The organism is Nocardia wallacei (assembly GCF_029868745.1).
Lineage (GTDB): Bacteria > Actinomycetota > Actinomycetes > Mycobacteriales > Mycobacteriaceae > Nocardia > Nocardia wallacei_B.
Map to the genome: position 1 here is coordinate 1 of NZ_JARWOP010000071.1, position 15,476 is coordinate 15,476.

The window sequence follows — 15,476 nt, forward strand, 5'->3', positions numbered from 1 at the left end:
CGGCCTCCACCTGGTCGAGCTTGGCGGAATCGAACCCGACGCCCCAGCCCAACCCCCAACCCCACAACCCCACACCGGACCCGCGCGCGGCGGCCGCCGCCGTGCCGGTCGGGGTCGAGCCCGTCGCGGCGGCGAACCGGGCCGAGCCCGAACGGACCGTGGACCGGGTCCGGGAGGACCCCGCGCCCGTGATCTTCGAACCCGAACCGGTGCTCGCCGCCACCGGTGGCCGCCACGCGGTCGCCAACGGTCATGTGGCGCACCGGGTGTCGGCGATCTCGACGCCTCGTGCGACGGCCTCCGTGGGTGGGCGCTCGATCAGCGGGCGCGTCCGCCGCGAGGACGGCCGGGCGGTGTCCGGTGCGGCGCTGACCCTGATCGACCAACGCGGACATCAGGTTTCGCGCGCCACCGGCGACGGCGGCGGCACCTACACCATCGAGCCGCCCACACCCGGCGGCTACGTGCTGATCGTGTCGGCGAGCGGGCATCAGCCCACGGCCGTCAACGTCACCGTCGACGGCAGCCCGCAGCACCTGGATCTGACGCTGCAGGGTTCCGGCGAGCTGACCGGCACGGTGCGCACCGCCGGCCGCCGCGAGCCGGTCGGCGGCGCCACGGTGACGGTGACCGACCTGCGCGGCGATGTGGTCGGCGCGGCCGTCACCGCCGCCGACGGCGGATACGTCTGCCACGGCGTGGTGTCCGGGACCTACACCCTCGTCGCGGTCGCCCCGCACATGCGGCCCACGGCGACCACGCTGACCATCCCCGACAGCGGCCAGTTGCGCTTCGACGTCGAGCTGGCGTCGATGGCGCGGCTGTCCGGCGCGGTCCGGGCCGCGGGACGGCCGGTGCAGGACGCGCAGGTCACCGTGCTCGACGCGAGCGGAACCGCGGTCGGCTCCGCCCGCACCGACGCCGAGGGCCGCTACTGCGTGACCGACCTGCCCGAGGGCGACTACACGGTCGTGGCCCGCGGCTACCCGCCGGTGACCGGCCGGGTGCACGTCAGCGGCGGCGACGTCGACCACGACGTGCGCCTCGGCTACGACGACCAGCATGTGGAGCTGTCATGAGTGGATTGACCGCACAGATTCGAAACGCCGACGGATGGCCCGTGGCCGGGGCGGTACTGACCGTCACCGGCCTCGACGGCCGGCAGCTGGCTCGGGCGGTGGCCGACGAGACGGGGGCGGCCACCACCGAGGCACTGCCCGCCGGCATGCACACCGCCGTGGTCACCGCGCCCGGCCACAAGCCGATCGCGCAGATCGCCCGCGTGTCGGAGGCGGGTGCCGGGACACTCGGGGATATCCGGCTCGAGCCGGAGGCGGGCTCGGTCGAGCTGCCGCCCGCCGGGCCCTGGACCATCGACCCGGTGCATTCGACGGTCGTCGCCACCGCGCGCCACCTCGGCATCGCGAGCATCAAGGCCCGCTTCGCCGATGTCGGCGGGCGGCTGGACGTCGCCGAGAACTTCGAGCACACAACGGGATACGCCGAGATCAAGGCGGCCAGCATCGACACCGGCGTCGGCATGCGCGACGACCACCTGCGCACGGCCGACTTTCTCGACGTGGAGCGGTATCCGGTCATCGGATTCACCGGTAACGGCCTGCGCCGCACCGGCGCCGACAGCTGGATCATGGCGGGCGAGCTGGAACTGCACGGCGAGCGCCGCCCGATCGATCTCACCCTCACCTACGGCGGCTACGGCCCCGATCCGTGGGGTGGCGTGCGCGCCGCCTTCCACGCCGAAACCCTGTTGCGCCGTGACGATTTCGCCATCGACTACAACGCGGTCGTGCGGGCGGGCGTGGCCGCGGTCGGCACCACCGTGAAGATCGACCTCGACATGGAATTGGTGCAGGGCGACCGGCTGCCGGAGATGTAGCCGCCCTCAGCCGCTCACCGAATTCAGCAGCATCGGCAGGGCATTGCGCATCTGGGCCGTCCAGGCGTCCCAGTTGTGGCCCTGGCCCGGCTTGTCGGGTTCGCCGTGCGCGAGCGGTTTGTGCTGGGCCACAAATATTGTTGCGACACAGTGGATTTCGCGGGGGTCAGTCCCGCACGACCGCGTAACGGGCACAGGCGAATTCGCCGTTTGTCGCCAACTCGGTGAGCTTCAGCTCGATGTGGCGGGGGAGCAGGGGCGCGCCCGCGCCGAGGGTGACGGGTGCGATGGAGACGCACACCTCGTCCAGGAGTCCGTGGTCGGCGAACTGACCGGCGAGGTCGCCGCCGCCGACCACCCACAGGTTCTTCGCGCCGGCCGCCTCCGCCATCTCCTTGTACACGGCGGGCACCGGGTCCTGCGTGAAGCGCACATCGGCGTCGGTGCGGGGCGGGAACGTGCGGTGGGTGAAGACCCATGCGGGCATGTCGTAGACCCAGGGTTCGCCGCTGTCGAGAACCCATTGATAGGTGCTGGCGCCCATACAGATCGCGCCGATGTCCTTGATGAATTCGTCGTAGCCCATCGGTCCGTCGCCCTCCACGGTGCGTGACAGCAACCAGTCCAACGAATGGTCGGGTGTCGCGATGAAACCGTCGAGGGTGGTCGCTGTGTAGTAGGTGGTGTAGGGCATGGTCAGCCTCGCTCTCGTAGCCACATGATGGGGTCGCCGCTGTCTATTTCTGTTGTGCTGCCGGATAATTCGCCGCGCAGCCAATGCCGGACCAGCTGCCTGCGGTGCGCGGAGAAGGTGAGTACGTGTGCGACGACGCTTCCCAGCACGAAGCTCTCGGGCGGCTCGCACAGCGCGTCGATGAGGGTGTCGCCCCAGCCGCCGCGGCGGTCGATGCCGCGGATCGTCTCGAGCCAGCGCGGACCCACCTCGTCGAGCCGGCGTATCAGGGTCGGCAGGTCGTCGGGCTGTCGGCGCGGGGTGTCGTCGCCGTCGATGGAGGCCAGCCAGACCTCCTTCGTCCAGATCAGGTGGTCCAGGGCGGTGGCGATCGAATCGTCCGGGCCGTCCCAGTCGAGCACGGCGTGCGTGCCCCGGTCGCGCCGGTACTGCTCCTCGTCGAGGCCGCCGGCCAGCCGCAACAGTGTCCGGGTGTCGTCGAGATCGTGGTGGACGAGCAGCGAGGTCGGGTCCATGTCGTGCCTGCCTTTCGGTTCCCGCTCCACCCACAGCGACATCGGCGGATGGAAGTGAATGCCGTTCGCCGCGGCCAGCCAGTGCCGCCGCGCGGTGGCGGAGGTGGCGCTGGGCGGATGCCCGTACGCGCGGCTGAAGGCCCGGCTGAAACCCTCCACCGAGTCGTAGCCGGCCGCGAACGCCACGTCGGTCACGGAGGAGCCGGTACTCAGCTGCCACGCCGCCCGCTCCAGCAACACCCGGCGCCGCAATGCGACCGGCGATTCCCCGGTCCCGCGGGAGAACTGGCGGGCGAAGTGGTAGGGCGAGGCGAAAGCGTGCTGGGCCATAGCGCTCAGCGTGGCGTTGTCCTCGTCCAGTACGGCGTCGAGGAGTTCGCGCAGCCGGTCACGTCCGTTGGTCACGGTTGACAGTCTGGTACGTGCAGCTGAGCCCGCGCATGACCGATCTTGCGCAGGTCGTCCGAGCTTGGGGCGACGGTAGGCCCTAGGCGCGATCAGCCTGGAGCTGCTACGCCGCTACCTGGTCAACGTGCACGCGGAGTTCGGCGGCGGCGTGGTCGAGCCACACTGGGCGCCGTACTTCGACCTCGCTCGGCAGTGCGAGATCTCGGCCGCTCGGCTCGCGATGGTGGGGTACAACGCGCATCTCACCGTCGATCTGGCGTATTCCGTTGCGGCAGTGCGTACCCGGCCCGACAACGCGGGCGACTTCTTCAAGATCGTGGACGGTATCGCCTCGGCCGGTTTCGTAATCGTCGACCTGACGAAGGCCGTGTACGGCGGCGATCTCGGACCGCTGTGGCGGCTCTACTTCGTCGGGGAAGGGCTGGATCTGCTGGCGGGTCAAGGGGTCGCGACCAGGCCGCTGCTGCGGATTGTCGACCTGGGATACAACGTCGTCGTCTTCGGGAACGGGCTGGCGCTACAGGATCCGAACACCCGCGAGGCCGCGGCGGTGGAGATTCGGGCGCTGTACGACACCGCGAACGTCGCCTTCGAGGTGTTGGCGGCGCTGCGCGGGTTGTGAGTCGTCGTGGGCTGGTTCAGCCGCCGTGGGGCCGTTGTAGTTGATGCCACGGGCAGTAGGTGTCGATGGTGGCCGCCAGGAAGGTATACGGATACTCCACCGAGTCCCGGAGGTTCTCCGCCAGCCGAACCTGATTGGCGGCCGAATTGCCGTTGGCGTCCAGCCACCCGCACTCCGCGTGCGCCAACTGGATGGCGGCATCCTGCCGCACATGGTCGGCGTCCTTCAGATGGCTCTTGTCCAGGAATTGGCTGTCGACCGGACTGCGATCCGGGCGGACTCCCCGACTGGCCGAGGTGGGATCGCCCGGGTCCGCATGGGCCGATGCGATACCGAGGGACATGAGCGCACTCGTGACAGCAGCTACCGCAACGGCGCGAAAAATCCTGTTGTGCATGGTATTTCCGGTGTCTTCGTCTACTAGGCCGAGTCGGCGACCGAGCGGTGCCGAGCATCCGGTATCGGCTTAGCCACCACCGGCCCCCGTTCATGGTCCGATCTCATCATCGAGTTGTTGACAGCAGCAATGTATTCCGTCACTCCGCAACACCCCACAGATCTGTCATTCTTCACCGTTCGGTAGCCGGGCGGATGCGGGATCGGAGAGAAGGTGACCTTGGGCAGCGGGGTTGACGACCAGTCGCAGGCAACTGGGGGCTTTGGACTCTATCCCACCCAGCCCACACCCAGCACCTTCCCAGCCCTGGGTACCGCTAAGCCCCCGCTACCCCACCGACACTCGCGTCCCACCGGACCACGCGGAATCGTGGAACTCGACGGCGGCAGGCACCGTTCCCGCGGGAACATCGAACACCAGCACCACGGAGACCCTGTTGCCCGGGTTTATCTCGGTCACGATGTTCTTGTTCACGTTCAATTCGGCGACCGTGTCGTTCGAGTACAGGTTCCCGTGATCGTCGACCAATTTCTGGTTCTCCCCGAAGTATGTCTGCGGTTGGTCTCCGGTGTTCGCGACGTCGACATGCACCAGGACATACTCGCCCTGGGCATTCTTCCGCAAGTACTCATTGTCTCCGACCGTGGCGACAGCCGGGTCGACACCGGTCACCACGAACCCGAACTTCCCATCCCTGACCTCCGACCCGACCGGCTGCGCACTCGTCCGCGCGGCCCCTTGCTCGGCGACCTCGCGAGTAGCGCTGGTGAACAACACCGCGCACCCCCCGAACAGCAGCACGACAAGCACGACGAACCCACCCAGAACCCACGGCCACACCCGCCGCTTCTTGGGCGGCGGAGCCTGATACGGGCCATACGGCGGCGTTCCATATTGTGCGGGCGGAACATTCCGAGGCGGCATATTCGACATCGAACCCACCCCTCCTTCATATCGATCCGTTGAATGGTGCTGCCCGCACTGCCACTCCCCGAACAAGCAATGCGAACAACCAGCAGATCGCCAGTCTGATGCCGCGAGTTACCGAAAAATTGCCAATTGCCCGCACTGATGACCTTCAGCCCGGGCATCGCCACCAACAGCCCCACCTCGTGTGACGTAATGCCCTATTTGTCGAGCCGTCGGCAGTGATGGCTGAATATTGGCCGGTGACGAATATTTCCTAGCTTCTCGCTACCGGTGGAACTCACCTTCGCCCGAAATGCTCGATCGTGCGCCTGCCGATCGCCGCACTGAGCGCATCGAGTTCCGCCAGGACATCGACGGCGGCCCAGATGCGGTTGCGCTTGTTCGCGGACAGGACCTCGAGGACGCCGGCCTCGGTCAATCTGCCGAGAGCGCGGTAGGTGCTGCTTTCATTGGTACCCGAAATGCGTTGTGCTGTATCGGCGTTGAGGATGGGGGCGTCGAGTAGCGCCGCGAGCAGTGTCTCGTCCGCGGACTTCGCGCGAGGGCGAACGATGGAGCGCCAGCGATCGGGCAGTTCGGATAGCGACCGCGCGGAATCCTGGGCAGCCTCGCTGGCATGAATGGTCGCGTGGGCGACATACTCGACAAAACCGTCGGCGTTTCCGGCTCGGTAGCTGTCGAGCTGAGAAAAATACCGTCTCGTGTCGGCAAGCATGGCCGAGGCCAGTGGCACCGTGACGCGGCGGGTGAGGCCTCGGCGGCGCAGCACAGCGCTGATCAGCGCGCGCCCGATGCGCCCGTTGCCATCGGTGAAGGGGTGCACCGACTCGAACTGTGCGTGTGCGATCGCTGCTTGCGCCAGGATCGGTAGATCTGTGCGGTTTGCGAAGACCACCAGATCGTCCATCAGTCCGGGGACGAGGTCGGGGGGTGGCGGAACGAACATCGCGTTGATCGGTGTGTAGTCGCTGCCGCCGATCCAGTTCTGGACGTCGCGAAAGCGGCCGGAATCCTGGGCGGAATAGTAGTCGGGGGCCATCAGAAGTTTGTGTGCGTCGAGCAGCGCTCGGATGCTGATGGGGCCGGAACTGGCTGTATCGACCATGGCGATCAGGGCCTTGACCGCAGCGTGCTGAGACTTGGCCTCGGCGCTCGCGTTACCTCCGGCTACGGCTTTGCCGAATGCGCGCCATCCCGCGTCGATGTGTTCGATCTTGGACGAGGCGACGGACTCGCTGCGGATCAGGAAGTCGGCGAGTGGGGCCAGATGGTCGCCGAAGCCGGCCTCGAGCCGGGCAACGGCGATCACAGCCGCCTCATGGGCCCGCGCCACCGGTCCGACGGGGTCGTACCGAAGGTCGGCGATGGCTGGTGGAATCGACACCGAGAAGCGTTCCAGAGTGCGATCTTCCCGCGAGCCCTGCCGACGGCCTGGGCTCCAAGGCCGTTCTTCGGTGCGGTGTGGTGGCCAGTCCACGGTGACCTCTCGGAGTAAGTGCAAGCTGGACGAGTCATACTGTACTTTAGTAATACTGAAGTACAGTATGGGGTCGTTGCTGTACTTTAATGGAGCATTCGATTTGGCTTCACTTCTCGCAAGCGATGCCGTTGTTGTCACCGTCGAGGCCTGGGCGGTAGCCAGGGTCACCCTTGTGTAGTGGGGTTGCGCCTGCGGCTTTGGCTTCCTTGCAGGATTTGTAATAGGGCTTCGGGGTGGACGTCGGGGCGGGCGGTTTGGTGGTTTTGGGGGTGGGAGGTGGTGGGGTGGTGGTTGGTGCGGGTTCGGGTGGGGCGGCGGATTGTGGGGGTGGTTCGGCTGCGGGGGCGTTGGTGTCGAGGGGGCCGTCGGCGGGGGCGAGTGTGGTGGGTTCCGGGGCCGAGGGGATTGCGGAGGTGCTGGAGGTTGCGGATTCCGCGGGTAGTGCGTTGGGAGTGACGGTGTTGCTGCATGCGGTGAGGAGGCCGAGCCCGACAGCGGCGATGGCGAGGGCGGTGCGCGATAGGGACAACGAAATTTCCTGTCGAAGCGACGTTTTGGGGCTTGTGTGGCGCCGCTGTTGTTACAGTGCGACAGCGAGTTACGCAACAGCAAGCCGACTGGCGGCGCGTCTACCAGGCCCGCTACGCGACCCGCTCGATCAATCCCAGAAGCTGAGCCGCGAGCGGACGACCGACGGCTATCGTGCTGTCCGACCTCGAGCTATGTGCACCGCCGCCCAGTTCGACTACCACCGCACCGCTTTCGCGGGCGATGACCACGCCTGCCGCAGTGTCCCAAGGCTTGTTGGAGAGGCTGACACACGCGTCGGTACGACCCTCCGCCACCCACACCAGATCGAGTGCGGCCGAACCGAACATACGTACGCGCTCGACACCGGCGGCCAGTGCCGTCGTAATGCCAAGGCGCCGCACGTTCTTCGGCTCGGCATCAGCACCGGTGGCGTAGTCGCCTATCGAAACGATTGCGTCACGCAGCTTTCCGCAGTCGCTGGCGTGAATTCGCCGTCCGTTGCAGAACCCGCCGCCACCTTCCGCCGCGAAATATTCCATCCCCAGAAACGGAGCCGAGACAACACCGACCGTCGGAACACCGTCCTGGATCAACCCCAGCGACACCGCGCACAGCGGTAGACCGTGGACGTAATTCGACGTCCCATCGATGGGGTCCAGCGCCCACACCCGGCCTGTACCCGGGTCGACCGAACCGTCGTCGCTCTCCTCCCCGAGAAAGCCGACCCCAGACGTCTCCCGATCGAGAAACCCCCGGATGTGCTCCTCGATACGTCGATCGAGATCAGTAACGAAGTCGCGATCACCTTTAAGCTGAACGGCCCCTCGTTCGGCGCTGGCAAGCAGTTCAGCACCCTCGGCAACCGCGGCACGGGCGATCGCCATCTCGTCCCGATAGTCCGTCATCCCGGAGTAACCTCCTGCGCGCTCGACCATATGGCCTCGAATATCTCGGCAAACGTATCGAAGATGCCCGGCTCGACAGACTTGCGGGCCACGAAGGTCGGTGATTCGACGCCTCTGGCGGAGGGGAGGTAGGGCTGTACGACGCAACGGACACCGTCGATGATCGTGATGTTGAAGCGGGGTATTTCGTCGTATGTGCGGATCTGTATCGCACCGGCGAAGGCTTCGGCTCGCCGCTGAACCCGGGACAGACTTTGCATGTTCAGCGTGGTCAAGTTGGAGAGGACGGTGCTGGTATGGCCTTCCTCGCGCTCACGCTCTTGGATGTGGTTCCCGTCGGGATCCAGGAATAGACAGCGCAGAACGCTTCCGGACCTCAACAATCGCGACAGGTCTGTGTCGCAAAGGTGTTGGCAGAGCAGATTCAACGAAAGACCGACCATATCGATCCGGCGGGCCTCCTCGAACAAGGCACTGGGAGGCATAGCTTGCAGGAATCCCGCTCGGCTGGTGTACACAGCTTCGATCCCCGCCAGTGGGGTGGAGAACTGCGCCGCCGAGAGCGTCACTGGATGTGGGAGCGCGGCAGGGTCGGCGCATTCGGCGAACAGCTCCGTCACGGTCCATCCAGGGAACATCGCTTCCAGAACACGGCAGTGGTGCGGGTACGGCAAGTTCGTCAGGTTCCCGGAGAGCCAGCGGTAGAACTGCGCCTTCCCGGGACCCGCACCGACCAACTCGGGCTCGGTGTCTCGAGCGGCTCGGTCGTACGCCTCGTTGAAGGCCGCCACAGTCTGGAGGTGTCGTTGTTGGAGTAAGGCTTTCAGTACGGTGCCCATCCGCGATGCCGCCTCTCGCTGTCCCCGGTGCGACGCATCATAACGAAGAAGAGCCACAGAAGAGACGACCTTCGCGTCGAAGGGTCAAGATGATCCCTCGACGGCGACGCGAGCAGACCGTATTCGTCCGCAAACTTCTGATCAACCAGTTGGCATAGGACGGAGGCGGGCAAGTTGGCAGGCGAACCTAAACGACGAATTCAGATCGAATCAGGCCCTTTGAGGCTGGACTACCAAGCCGGCTCCGAGCAGGCGCGGAGTGTGGCATTCGAACTCGCCCAGGCAGATCCCAGGCTGCTGGTCATTGTTGACGACGACGTGAGTGCAGACTTGCCCCCGCTTCCATGTTCCGGCCTGTGGGACTAGAGGCATCCAATGCTCATACCTGCCGGGGAACCTCTGTGCCGCAAGGAAGGTGTGCTGTGAATTCATCAGATCCGTTGAGCCACAAGACCTTCGTCCATGCGGAGGGGAAACTTGCCGAGTTCATGTGCTGTGTCTACTTGATGGGTTTGACCAGGGAGCGTGCCGAGGAACTCCGAAGCATTCATCAGCACCATCGGCTGGATGATTGCGTTGTACATTTGGAGGCGGCTTACCTGCTGCTCAACGCGGATGCAGAAGACTGAGCTTCACTACTCAGTCCGGCTCGTGCACGTCTGGTCCTCGTTCGGGGGCGTACAAATCCTCGATCTCCTTGGCGTACTTTTCCCCGATCACCCGGCGCTTGAGTTTCATGGTGAGGGTTAGTTCGTCGCCGCCTGGTTCCCAGGATTCGGGGAGGATTCGGAAGCGCTTGATTTGTTCTACGCGGGATAGGGCTGCGTTTCCTGCGGCGATGCCTCGGGCGATTCGGTCGAGGAGTTCGGGGCCGGTGGCCTGGGCGGGTTCGGTGTCGAGGACTATGAGGGCGGTGTTGTAGGGACGGGCGTCGCCGATGGTCGCGATGGCGCCGATCGAGGGGCAGTGGGCCTTGATGGTGTTCTCGATGTGTGTGGGCGACATGTTCTTGCCTGCCGCGTTGATGATGAGTTCTTTCTTACGGTCGAAGACGGTGAAATAACCGTTGTCATCGATGGTGATGATGTCGCCGGTGTGCAACCAGCCGTCGGAATCGATTGCCTCGGCGGTCTTTTCCGGCTCGCCGCGGTAACCCTTCATGACCAAGGGGCCGCGGACGAGGAGTTCGCCGTCGTCGGCGAGCCGGGCCGTCATGCCGGGGAGCAGCGTTCCGACCGTCCCCAGCCGGGCCTGCGCGGGGTGGCTGATGCTGCAGATGCAGGTGAGCTCGGACATGCCCCAGATCTCGGTGATGGGGATGCCGAGACCGGCGAAGAAGGCGAGGGTGTCGCGGGGGATGGGCGCGGCGCCGGAGAGGGCCCAGCGGACCCGGTCCAGGCCCAGCTTGGCGCGCAGACCCGAGAGCACCAGTTCGTCGGCGCGAGCCCATTCGTCCTGAAGATCGGCGGGGACGGGGGAACCGGAGATCTTGTGCTCGGCGTAGCGGCTCCCGACCCCGAGTGCCCACTCGATGGCGGTGCGAGTCGCCTCCGGCTCGGCCGCCACCGCGAAACCGATTGCGGCGCGCAGCTTTTCCCACACGCGCGGCACGGCGCCCCAGATCGTGGGCCGCAGATCGGCGAGTGCGGGGCCGATCCGGCTGGGGTCGTCGACGCAGGTGATCTGGGTGCCGAAGACCAGCTGGAAGTACAGCGCGGTGAGCCGGTCGGCGATGTGGGCGGAGGGCATGTAGGACGTGATGGTGTCGCCGAACCGGATGCCGAGCACCTCCTCGACGGCATAACACTCGAACAGCAGGTTGGCATGGGTGGTTTCGACCCCCTTCGGCGCCCCGGTGGTGCCCGAGGTGTAGATCAGGGTCGCCACGTCGTCGGGCCGAACCGCGCGCCAGTTGCTTTCGAAGTCGAAATCCGGTGCGCCGGAGGACATCAGCTCGGTGACGGACATCGTTCCGGCCGGAGCGTCGTCCACGCACACGATGCGATCCAACGGCACGCCGCTCGCCCGCACCCGATCGACGTACTGCGGCTCGCACATCACCACGCGCGCACCGGAATTCGTGAGCACGTGCGCGATCTGCTCCGCGGGCAGCGTGTTGTAGACGGAAAACGAAGTGGCGCCGAGATGTTGGGCGCCGACCTCGAGCGGATAGAACTCGATGCGATTGGCCATCATCAACGCGACGGTGTCACCACGGCGCACCCCGAGCGCCGACAGTCCGGCGGCGACCGCGCGCACCTGATCCGCGTACTCGCGCCAGGTGAGCGTGGCGGCATCGCCCGGCGAGCGCAGCGCCACCGCATCGGGCTCCCGCGCGGCATTGTGCTGGAAAGCGGCACAGAGGGTTTCGAAGCGGGCAGTCATACAGATATCACCCACGCACCCGTTGCTCGACCTTGCGCACCAGCTCGTGGATCCGCGGATCGTTCGCCAGCCGATTGTCCAGCACTACGTTGATCGCGCCCCGCAACAGCGCGTACAGCTCCCAGCCGGCGGGCGCGATGGTGCGGGGAGCCCGGCGTTCGATGCCGTCGGCGATCACCTCGGCGGCCTGACCGGCCGTGATACGGACGTTCAGCGGCCAGGGAAGCATCTCCGCGAGGGCCTGGCCGAGGTCGTCACGGTCGAGGGTGTCGTGCGTCATCTCGGTGTCGACGACGCCGAAATACGCGATACCCGCACTCGCCCCGACGGCGGCGAGTTCCACGCGCAGCGCCCGGCCCAGCTGCTCGACCGCGGCCTTGCTGATCATGTAGGGCGACCCGGCCATGCCGGGCGCGAACGCGGCGCACGACGACACCACCACGACGTGCCCGTGCGTGGCGATCACATGATCCAGCGCCGGACGCACGGTGTTGAACACCCCGGTGAGATTGATGTCGAGAACACGGTCGAAATCGCGGCCGTCCATGGTGCGCAGGGTCGCGGGCCGGGGCACCACCCCCGCATTGGCGACGACGACATCCAAACGGCCGAAATCCTCTGCGACCCTGCCGATCACGTCACGCATCCCGTCGCGGTCGGCGACATCGGCGGCGAAGGCGGCCGCACGGACGCCCAGCCGATCGGCCACCGCCGCCGCACCGTCCTTGTCGATGTCGATGATCGCGACCGACGCACCGCGGCGATACAGCAATACCGCGAGTTCACGGCCGATACCCTGGCCCGCGCCGGTGATCGCGACGACCTTGCCCGCCACGGAATAGTCCGGGCGATCTCCGAGCGCACGCGCCAGCTGTCCGCGTGCCCCCGCGAGAACGGAGCGGGGATCGAGTGCCGAGCGACCCGTCATTGCGCCACCTCGTAGGATCGTGTGTCGAATTTCGCTGTACGACTGCGATATTCGAAGCTCCAGTTGGGATACAGTCCGGCGTTCAGCCCGTCGGGCGTGGTGTAGTAGCTCTTGCAGCCGCCGGTGAGCCAGACGCTGTTCGAACTGCGCCGGGCCATCTCGTCGAGGAACTTCTCTTGCACGTTCGGGCGCACCTCCACCCGGCGCGCACCCGTGCGGCGCACCGTCCGCAAGGCGTCGACGATGTAGGCGATCTGCGATTCGATCATATAGATCGCCGACTGGTTCCCGGCCGCGCCGAACGGCCCGAGTGTCATGAAGAAGTTCGGGAAGCCCGAGATCGCCACGCCCAGATAGCTTTGCGGCTGCTTGTGATACAGCTCCGCCACCGACAGCCCGTCGCGCCCGACATAACGCTCGTACACCGTGGGAATGGGCGTGAATCCGGTGCCGAAGATGAGGGTGTCCACAGGATGTTCGGTCCCGTCGCGCAGCACGATCGACTGCGGCCGCACCTCGGCGATGCCCGCGGTGATCACCTCCACATTGGGCTGGTCCAGCGCGGGGAAGTAGGCGTCGGAGAAGATGGCCCGCTTGCAGCCGATCACATAGTCCGGGGTCAGTTTCCGGCGCAACGCCGAGTCGCGCACCTGCCGCCGCAGCTGCAAGCGGCCCAGCGCCTCGTAAGGGTGCCGGAAACGCTTGTCCACCAGGGAGATCAGTCCGAAGGACTCGATCGCCGCGTACCAGCCACCGCGAACGGCCCGCTGCGCCAGCGGGATACGCCGCAGCAGCGACCGCTCCAATCCCCCTGTCGCCCGGTCCATCCGAGGCACGATCCACGGCGCCGAGCGCTGGAAAACCAGCAGCTTGCCGACCTTCGGCTGGATCTCGGGCACGAATTGCACGGCGGAGGCGCCTGTTCCGATCACCGCCACCCGTTCTCCGGTGAGGTCGTGTTCGTGATCCCAGTGCAACGAGTGGAAAGCCTTGCCCTTGAACGAATCCACACCGGGCAGCTCGGGATACTTGGCCTCCGCGAAGATTCCGGCGGCCGAGATCAGGAAGTCCGCGGTCATTCGCCCGTGCGGTGTCTCGATGCGCCACACCGAGTGCTCGTCGTCCCAGCGCGCCTCGAGCACCTCGGTCTCGAATCGGATGTGCCGCAACACATCGTGCTCGGTGGCGACCCCGCGGAGGTAGTCGAGGATCTCCCGCTGCTTGCCGTAGGTGCGGGACCAGTCCGGGTTCGGGGCGAAGGAGTAGCTGTACAGCTGTGAGGGCACGTCGCACGCACAGCCGGGGTAGGTGTTCGCCTGCCAGGTTCCGCCGAGGTCGGCGGCCCGCTCCAAAACTACGAAGTCGGTGAAACCGGCTTCTCGGAGCTTGACCGCGAGCCCGAGGCCGCCGAATCCGGCGCCGACGACGGCGATGTGGGTGTGCTCGGTACTCATCGGCGGGCCCTTCCGTGCAGGACCGCCACCAGCGTGTCGACCACGGCGTCGATCCGTTCGGTACGACGGAACGTGGTCAGCGGCAGCGGCGACGGAAAGCGTTGCCGTGTAGTGGATTTGGCGTACGCGAATTCCTTCAGACCGTCCGGCCCGTGCACCCTGCCGAACCCGGATCCTCCGACACCGCCCAGCGGCAGTGTGGGAATCGTGGCGTGCGCGACGAACGCGTTGATCGATGTCCCGCCGGCGCGGAGGCGCGCGGCGATTCGCTCACCGTCGCGCCGGGCGAACACGGTGCTGCCCAGCCCGTACGATCCGGCGTTCACCAGCTCGACCGCCTCGTCCATATCGCGGACGCGGGTGACGGTCAGCGTGGGGCCGAAGGTCTCCTCGGTGATCGCGGCGGCGTCCTCCGGCACGTCGGCGAGGATGGTCGGCTGCACGAATTGCCCACGGATGCCCGCGGTTCCGCCCAGCAGGAGGCGTGCGCCGCGGGCGAGCGCGTCCTCGATGTGGCGGCGGATGATGTCCACCTGCTTGGGCATGGTGATGGGACCGATCTTCGACCCGGGCGTACCCGCCTCGATGGCTCGGGCCCGCGCGACCAGTTCGGTGACGAAGCGTTCGTACACCGACGTGTGCACATAGACGCGCTCGACGGCCAGACAGGTCTGCCCGGCATTGGACAGCCCGCCCCAGACGGCGGCGTCGGCGGCCGCCTCCAGATCGGCGTCGGCGTCGACGATCAGCGCGTCCTTGCCGCCGCATTCCATCAGCAGCGGGGTCAGGTTCTCGGCGCAGGCGGCCATCACCCGCTTGCCGGTGGCCGTCGACCCGGTGAAGCCGATCTTTCCGACCGCACTGCGGCACAAGGCGTTTCCGGTTTCACCGAGCCCGGTGACGACCTGGAACACGGGCTGCTCGGGCACGACCCGGGCGAACGCCTGCGCCAGCCGGAGGCCCACGCCGGGCGTGTACTCGCTCGGCTTGAACACCACGGCGTTCCCGGCGGCCAGCGCGAACGACAGCGAGCCCAGCGGAGTGAACACCGGGTAGTTCCAGGGCCCGATCACCCCCACCACGCCGTACGGCCGGTACTCGACGCTCGCGGCGTGGTTGGCGGTGAGCAGACTCGGACGCACCGACCTGCGCCCCAGCACGCGTTCGGCATGGCGGGCCGCCCATCGCAGATGCTCCAGGGCCATCGCGATCTCGAGCTTGGCGTCCGGCACCGGCTTGCCCATCTCCACATGGATCAGCTCGGCGAGTCCCGCACGGTCCCGGGCGATCTCGCCGCGCCACGCGTCCAGGAGCCGGGCGCGCTCGGCGAAACCGGGAGCGGCCCACCAGGTCCCGGCCGGATGCGCCGCGGCGACGGCCGCGTCGACCTCGGCGCGGGTGTGGACGGGATAGACCCCGGTGAGTTCGCCGTCGGCGGGGTTGTGCACCTCGAATGTCGTTGCGGCGCTGAGCTTCGTCGATGCCGTCATC

The 15,476-nt window shown here is 66.7% G+C and carries 17 protein-coding genes; 4 read left to right on the top strand and 13 right to left on the bottom strand.

The window, feature by feature from the left end; genetic code table 11:
- Together QH470_RS04400 and QH470_RS04405 are read left to right on the top strand one after the other, a co-directional pair.
- Positions 1–1,079, top strand: a 1,079-nt coding sequence (locus QH470_RS04400; RefSeq protein ID WP_280270957.1) for an MSCRAMM family protein, incomplete at its 5' end; no start/stop codon positions are given.
- Positions 1,076–1,897 carry a YceI family protein gene (locus tag QH470_RS04405; RefSeq protein ID WP_280270958.1) on the top strand — a complete coding sequence of 274 codons (822 nt, stop codon included), beginning with the start codon at positions 1,076–1,078 and terminating at the stop codon, positions 1,895–1,897. The genes QH470_RS04400 and QH470_RS04405, both read left to right, overlap by 4 nt.
- Before the next feature lie 6 nt (positions 1,898–1,903).
- Here QH470_RS04405 and QH470_RS04410 read toward each other — a convergent pair whose 3' ends face one another.
- From QH470_RS04410 to QH470_RS04420, 3 genes are read right to left on the bottom strand one after another with little or no spacing between them, the layout of a single operon-like run.
- A complete protein-coding gene (locus QH470_RS04410; protein WP_280270959.1) occupies positions 1,904–2,029 on the bottom strand; it encodes a hypothetical protein in 126 nt (41 codons plus the stop codon).
- Between the two features lie 34 nt (positions 2,030–2,063).
- Positions 2,064–2,591: a dihydrofolate reductase family protein gene (locus QH470_RS04415; RefSeq protein ID WP_280270960.1), complete on the bottom strand. Its 528-nt coding sequence runs from the start codon at positions 2,589–2,591 to the stop codon at positions 2,064–2,066.
- A gap of 2 nt (positions 2,592–2,593) precedes the next feature.
- Entirely contained in the window at positions 2,594–3,511 is a 918-nt protein-coding gene (locus QH470_RS04420; protein WP_280270961.1) for a helix-turn-helix domain-containing protein, read from the bottom strand.
- A 118-nt stretch (positions 3,512–3,629) separates the two neighbouring features.
- Here QH470_RS04420 and QH470_RS04425 point away from each other — a divergent pair, with 118 nt between their 5' ends.
- Positions 3,630–4,136, top strand: coding sequence for a DUF5995 family protein (locus tag QH470_RS04425; RefSeq protein WP_280271007.1), 507 nt, complete (start codon positions 3,630–3,632; stop codon positions 4,134–4,136).
- Between the two features lie 16 nt (positions 4,137–4,152).
- Here the strand turns inward: QH470_RS04425 and QH470_RS04430 are convergent, their stop codons facing one another.
- From QH470_RS04430 to QH470_RS04455, 6 genes are all read right to left on the bottom strand, one after another.
- Complete coding sequence (locus QH470_RS04430) at positions 4,153–4,479, bottom strand: DUF732 domain-containing protein (protein WP_280270962.1); 327 nt, start codon at positions 4,477–4,479, stop codon at positions 4,153–4,155.
- A gap of 381 nt (positions 4,480–4,860) precedes the next feature.
- Complete coding sequence (locus tag QH470_RS04435; protein WP_280270963.1) at positions 4,861–5,373, bottom strand: DUF4352 domain-containing protein; 513 nt, start codon at positions 5,371–5,373, stop codon at positions 4,861–4,863.
- 367 nt (positions 5,374–5,740) lie between these two features.
- Positions 5,741–6,940 (bottom strand): Fic family protein, encoded by a 1,200-nt coding sequence (locus tag QH470_RS04440; RefSeq protein WP_280270964.1) that lies wholly within the window; start codon positions 6,938–6,940, stop codon positions 5,741–5,743.
- Positions 6,941–7,049: 109 nt separating this feature from the next.
- Complete coding sequence (locus tag QH470_RS04445; RefSeq protein ID WP_280270965.1) at positions 7,050–7,472, bottom strand: excalibur calcium-binding domain-containing protein; 423 nt, start codon at positions 7,470–7,472, stop codon at positions 7,050–7,052.
- A gap of 112 nt (positions 7,473–7,584) precedes the next feature.
- On the bottom strand, positions 7,585–8,379 hold the full coding sequence (locus tag QH470_RS04450; protein WP_280270966.1) for an inositol monophosphatase family protein: 795 nt from the start codon (positions 8,377–8,379) through the stop codon (positions 7,585–7,587).
- Positions 8,376–9,218, bottom strand: coding sequence for a DUF5919 domain-containing protein (locus tag QH470_RS04455; RefSeq protein ID WP_280270967.1), 843 nt, complete (start codon positions 9,216–9,218; stop codon positions 8,376–8,378). The genes QH470_RS04450 and QH470_RS04455 overlap by 4 nt, the downstream gene beginning before the upstream one ends.
- A 422-nt stretch (positions 9,219–9,640) precedes the next feature.
- Here QH470_RS04455 and QH470_RS04460 point away from each other — a divergent pair, with 422 nt between their 5' ends.
- Positions 9,641–9,847 (top strand): hypothetical protein, encoded by a 207-nt coding sequence (locus QH470_RS04460; protein WP_280270968.1) that lies wholly within the window; start codon positions 9,641–9,643, stop codon positions 9,845–9,847.
- A 10-nt stretch (positions 9,848–9,857) separates the two neighbouring features.
- On the opposite strand, the gene fadD11 is transcribed toward QH470_RS04460, so the two are convergent.
- The 4 genes from fadD11 to QH470_RS04480 are packed head-to-tail and all read right to left on the bottom strand — an operon-like array spanning position 9,858 to position 15,475.
- On the bottom strand, positions 9,858–11,603 hold the full coding sequence (gene fadD11 / locus QH470_RS04465; RefSeq protein WP_280270969.1) for a fatty acid--CoA ligase FadD11: 1,746 nt from the start codon (positions 11,601–11,603) through the stop codon (positions 9,858–9,860).
- 7 nt (positions 11,604–11,610) lie between these two features.
- Entirely contained in the window at positions 11,611–12,531 is a 921-nt protein-coding gene (locus QH470_RS04470; RefSeq protein WP_280270970.1) for a short-chain dehydrogenase/reductase, read from the bottom strand.
- On the bottom strand, positions 12,528–13,985 hold the full coding sequence (locus QH470_RS04475; protein ID WP_280270971.1) for a flavin-containing monooxygenase: 1,458 nt from the start codon (positions 13,983–13,985) through the stop codon (positions 12,528–12,530). The genes QH470_RS04470 and QH470_RS04475 overlap by 4 nt, the downstream gene beginning before the upstream one ends.
- Positions 13,982–15,475, bottom strand: coding sequence for an aldehyde dehydrogenase family protein (locus QH470_RS04480; RefSeq protein ID WP_280270972.1), 1,494 nt, complete (start codon positions 15,473–15,475; stop codon positions 13,982–13,984). Before QH470_RS04480 ends, QH470_RS04475 begins: the two co-directional genes overlap by 4 nt.
- Position 15,476 lies beyond the last annotated feature (1 nt).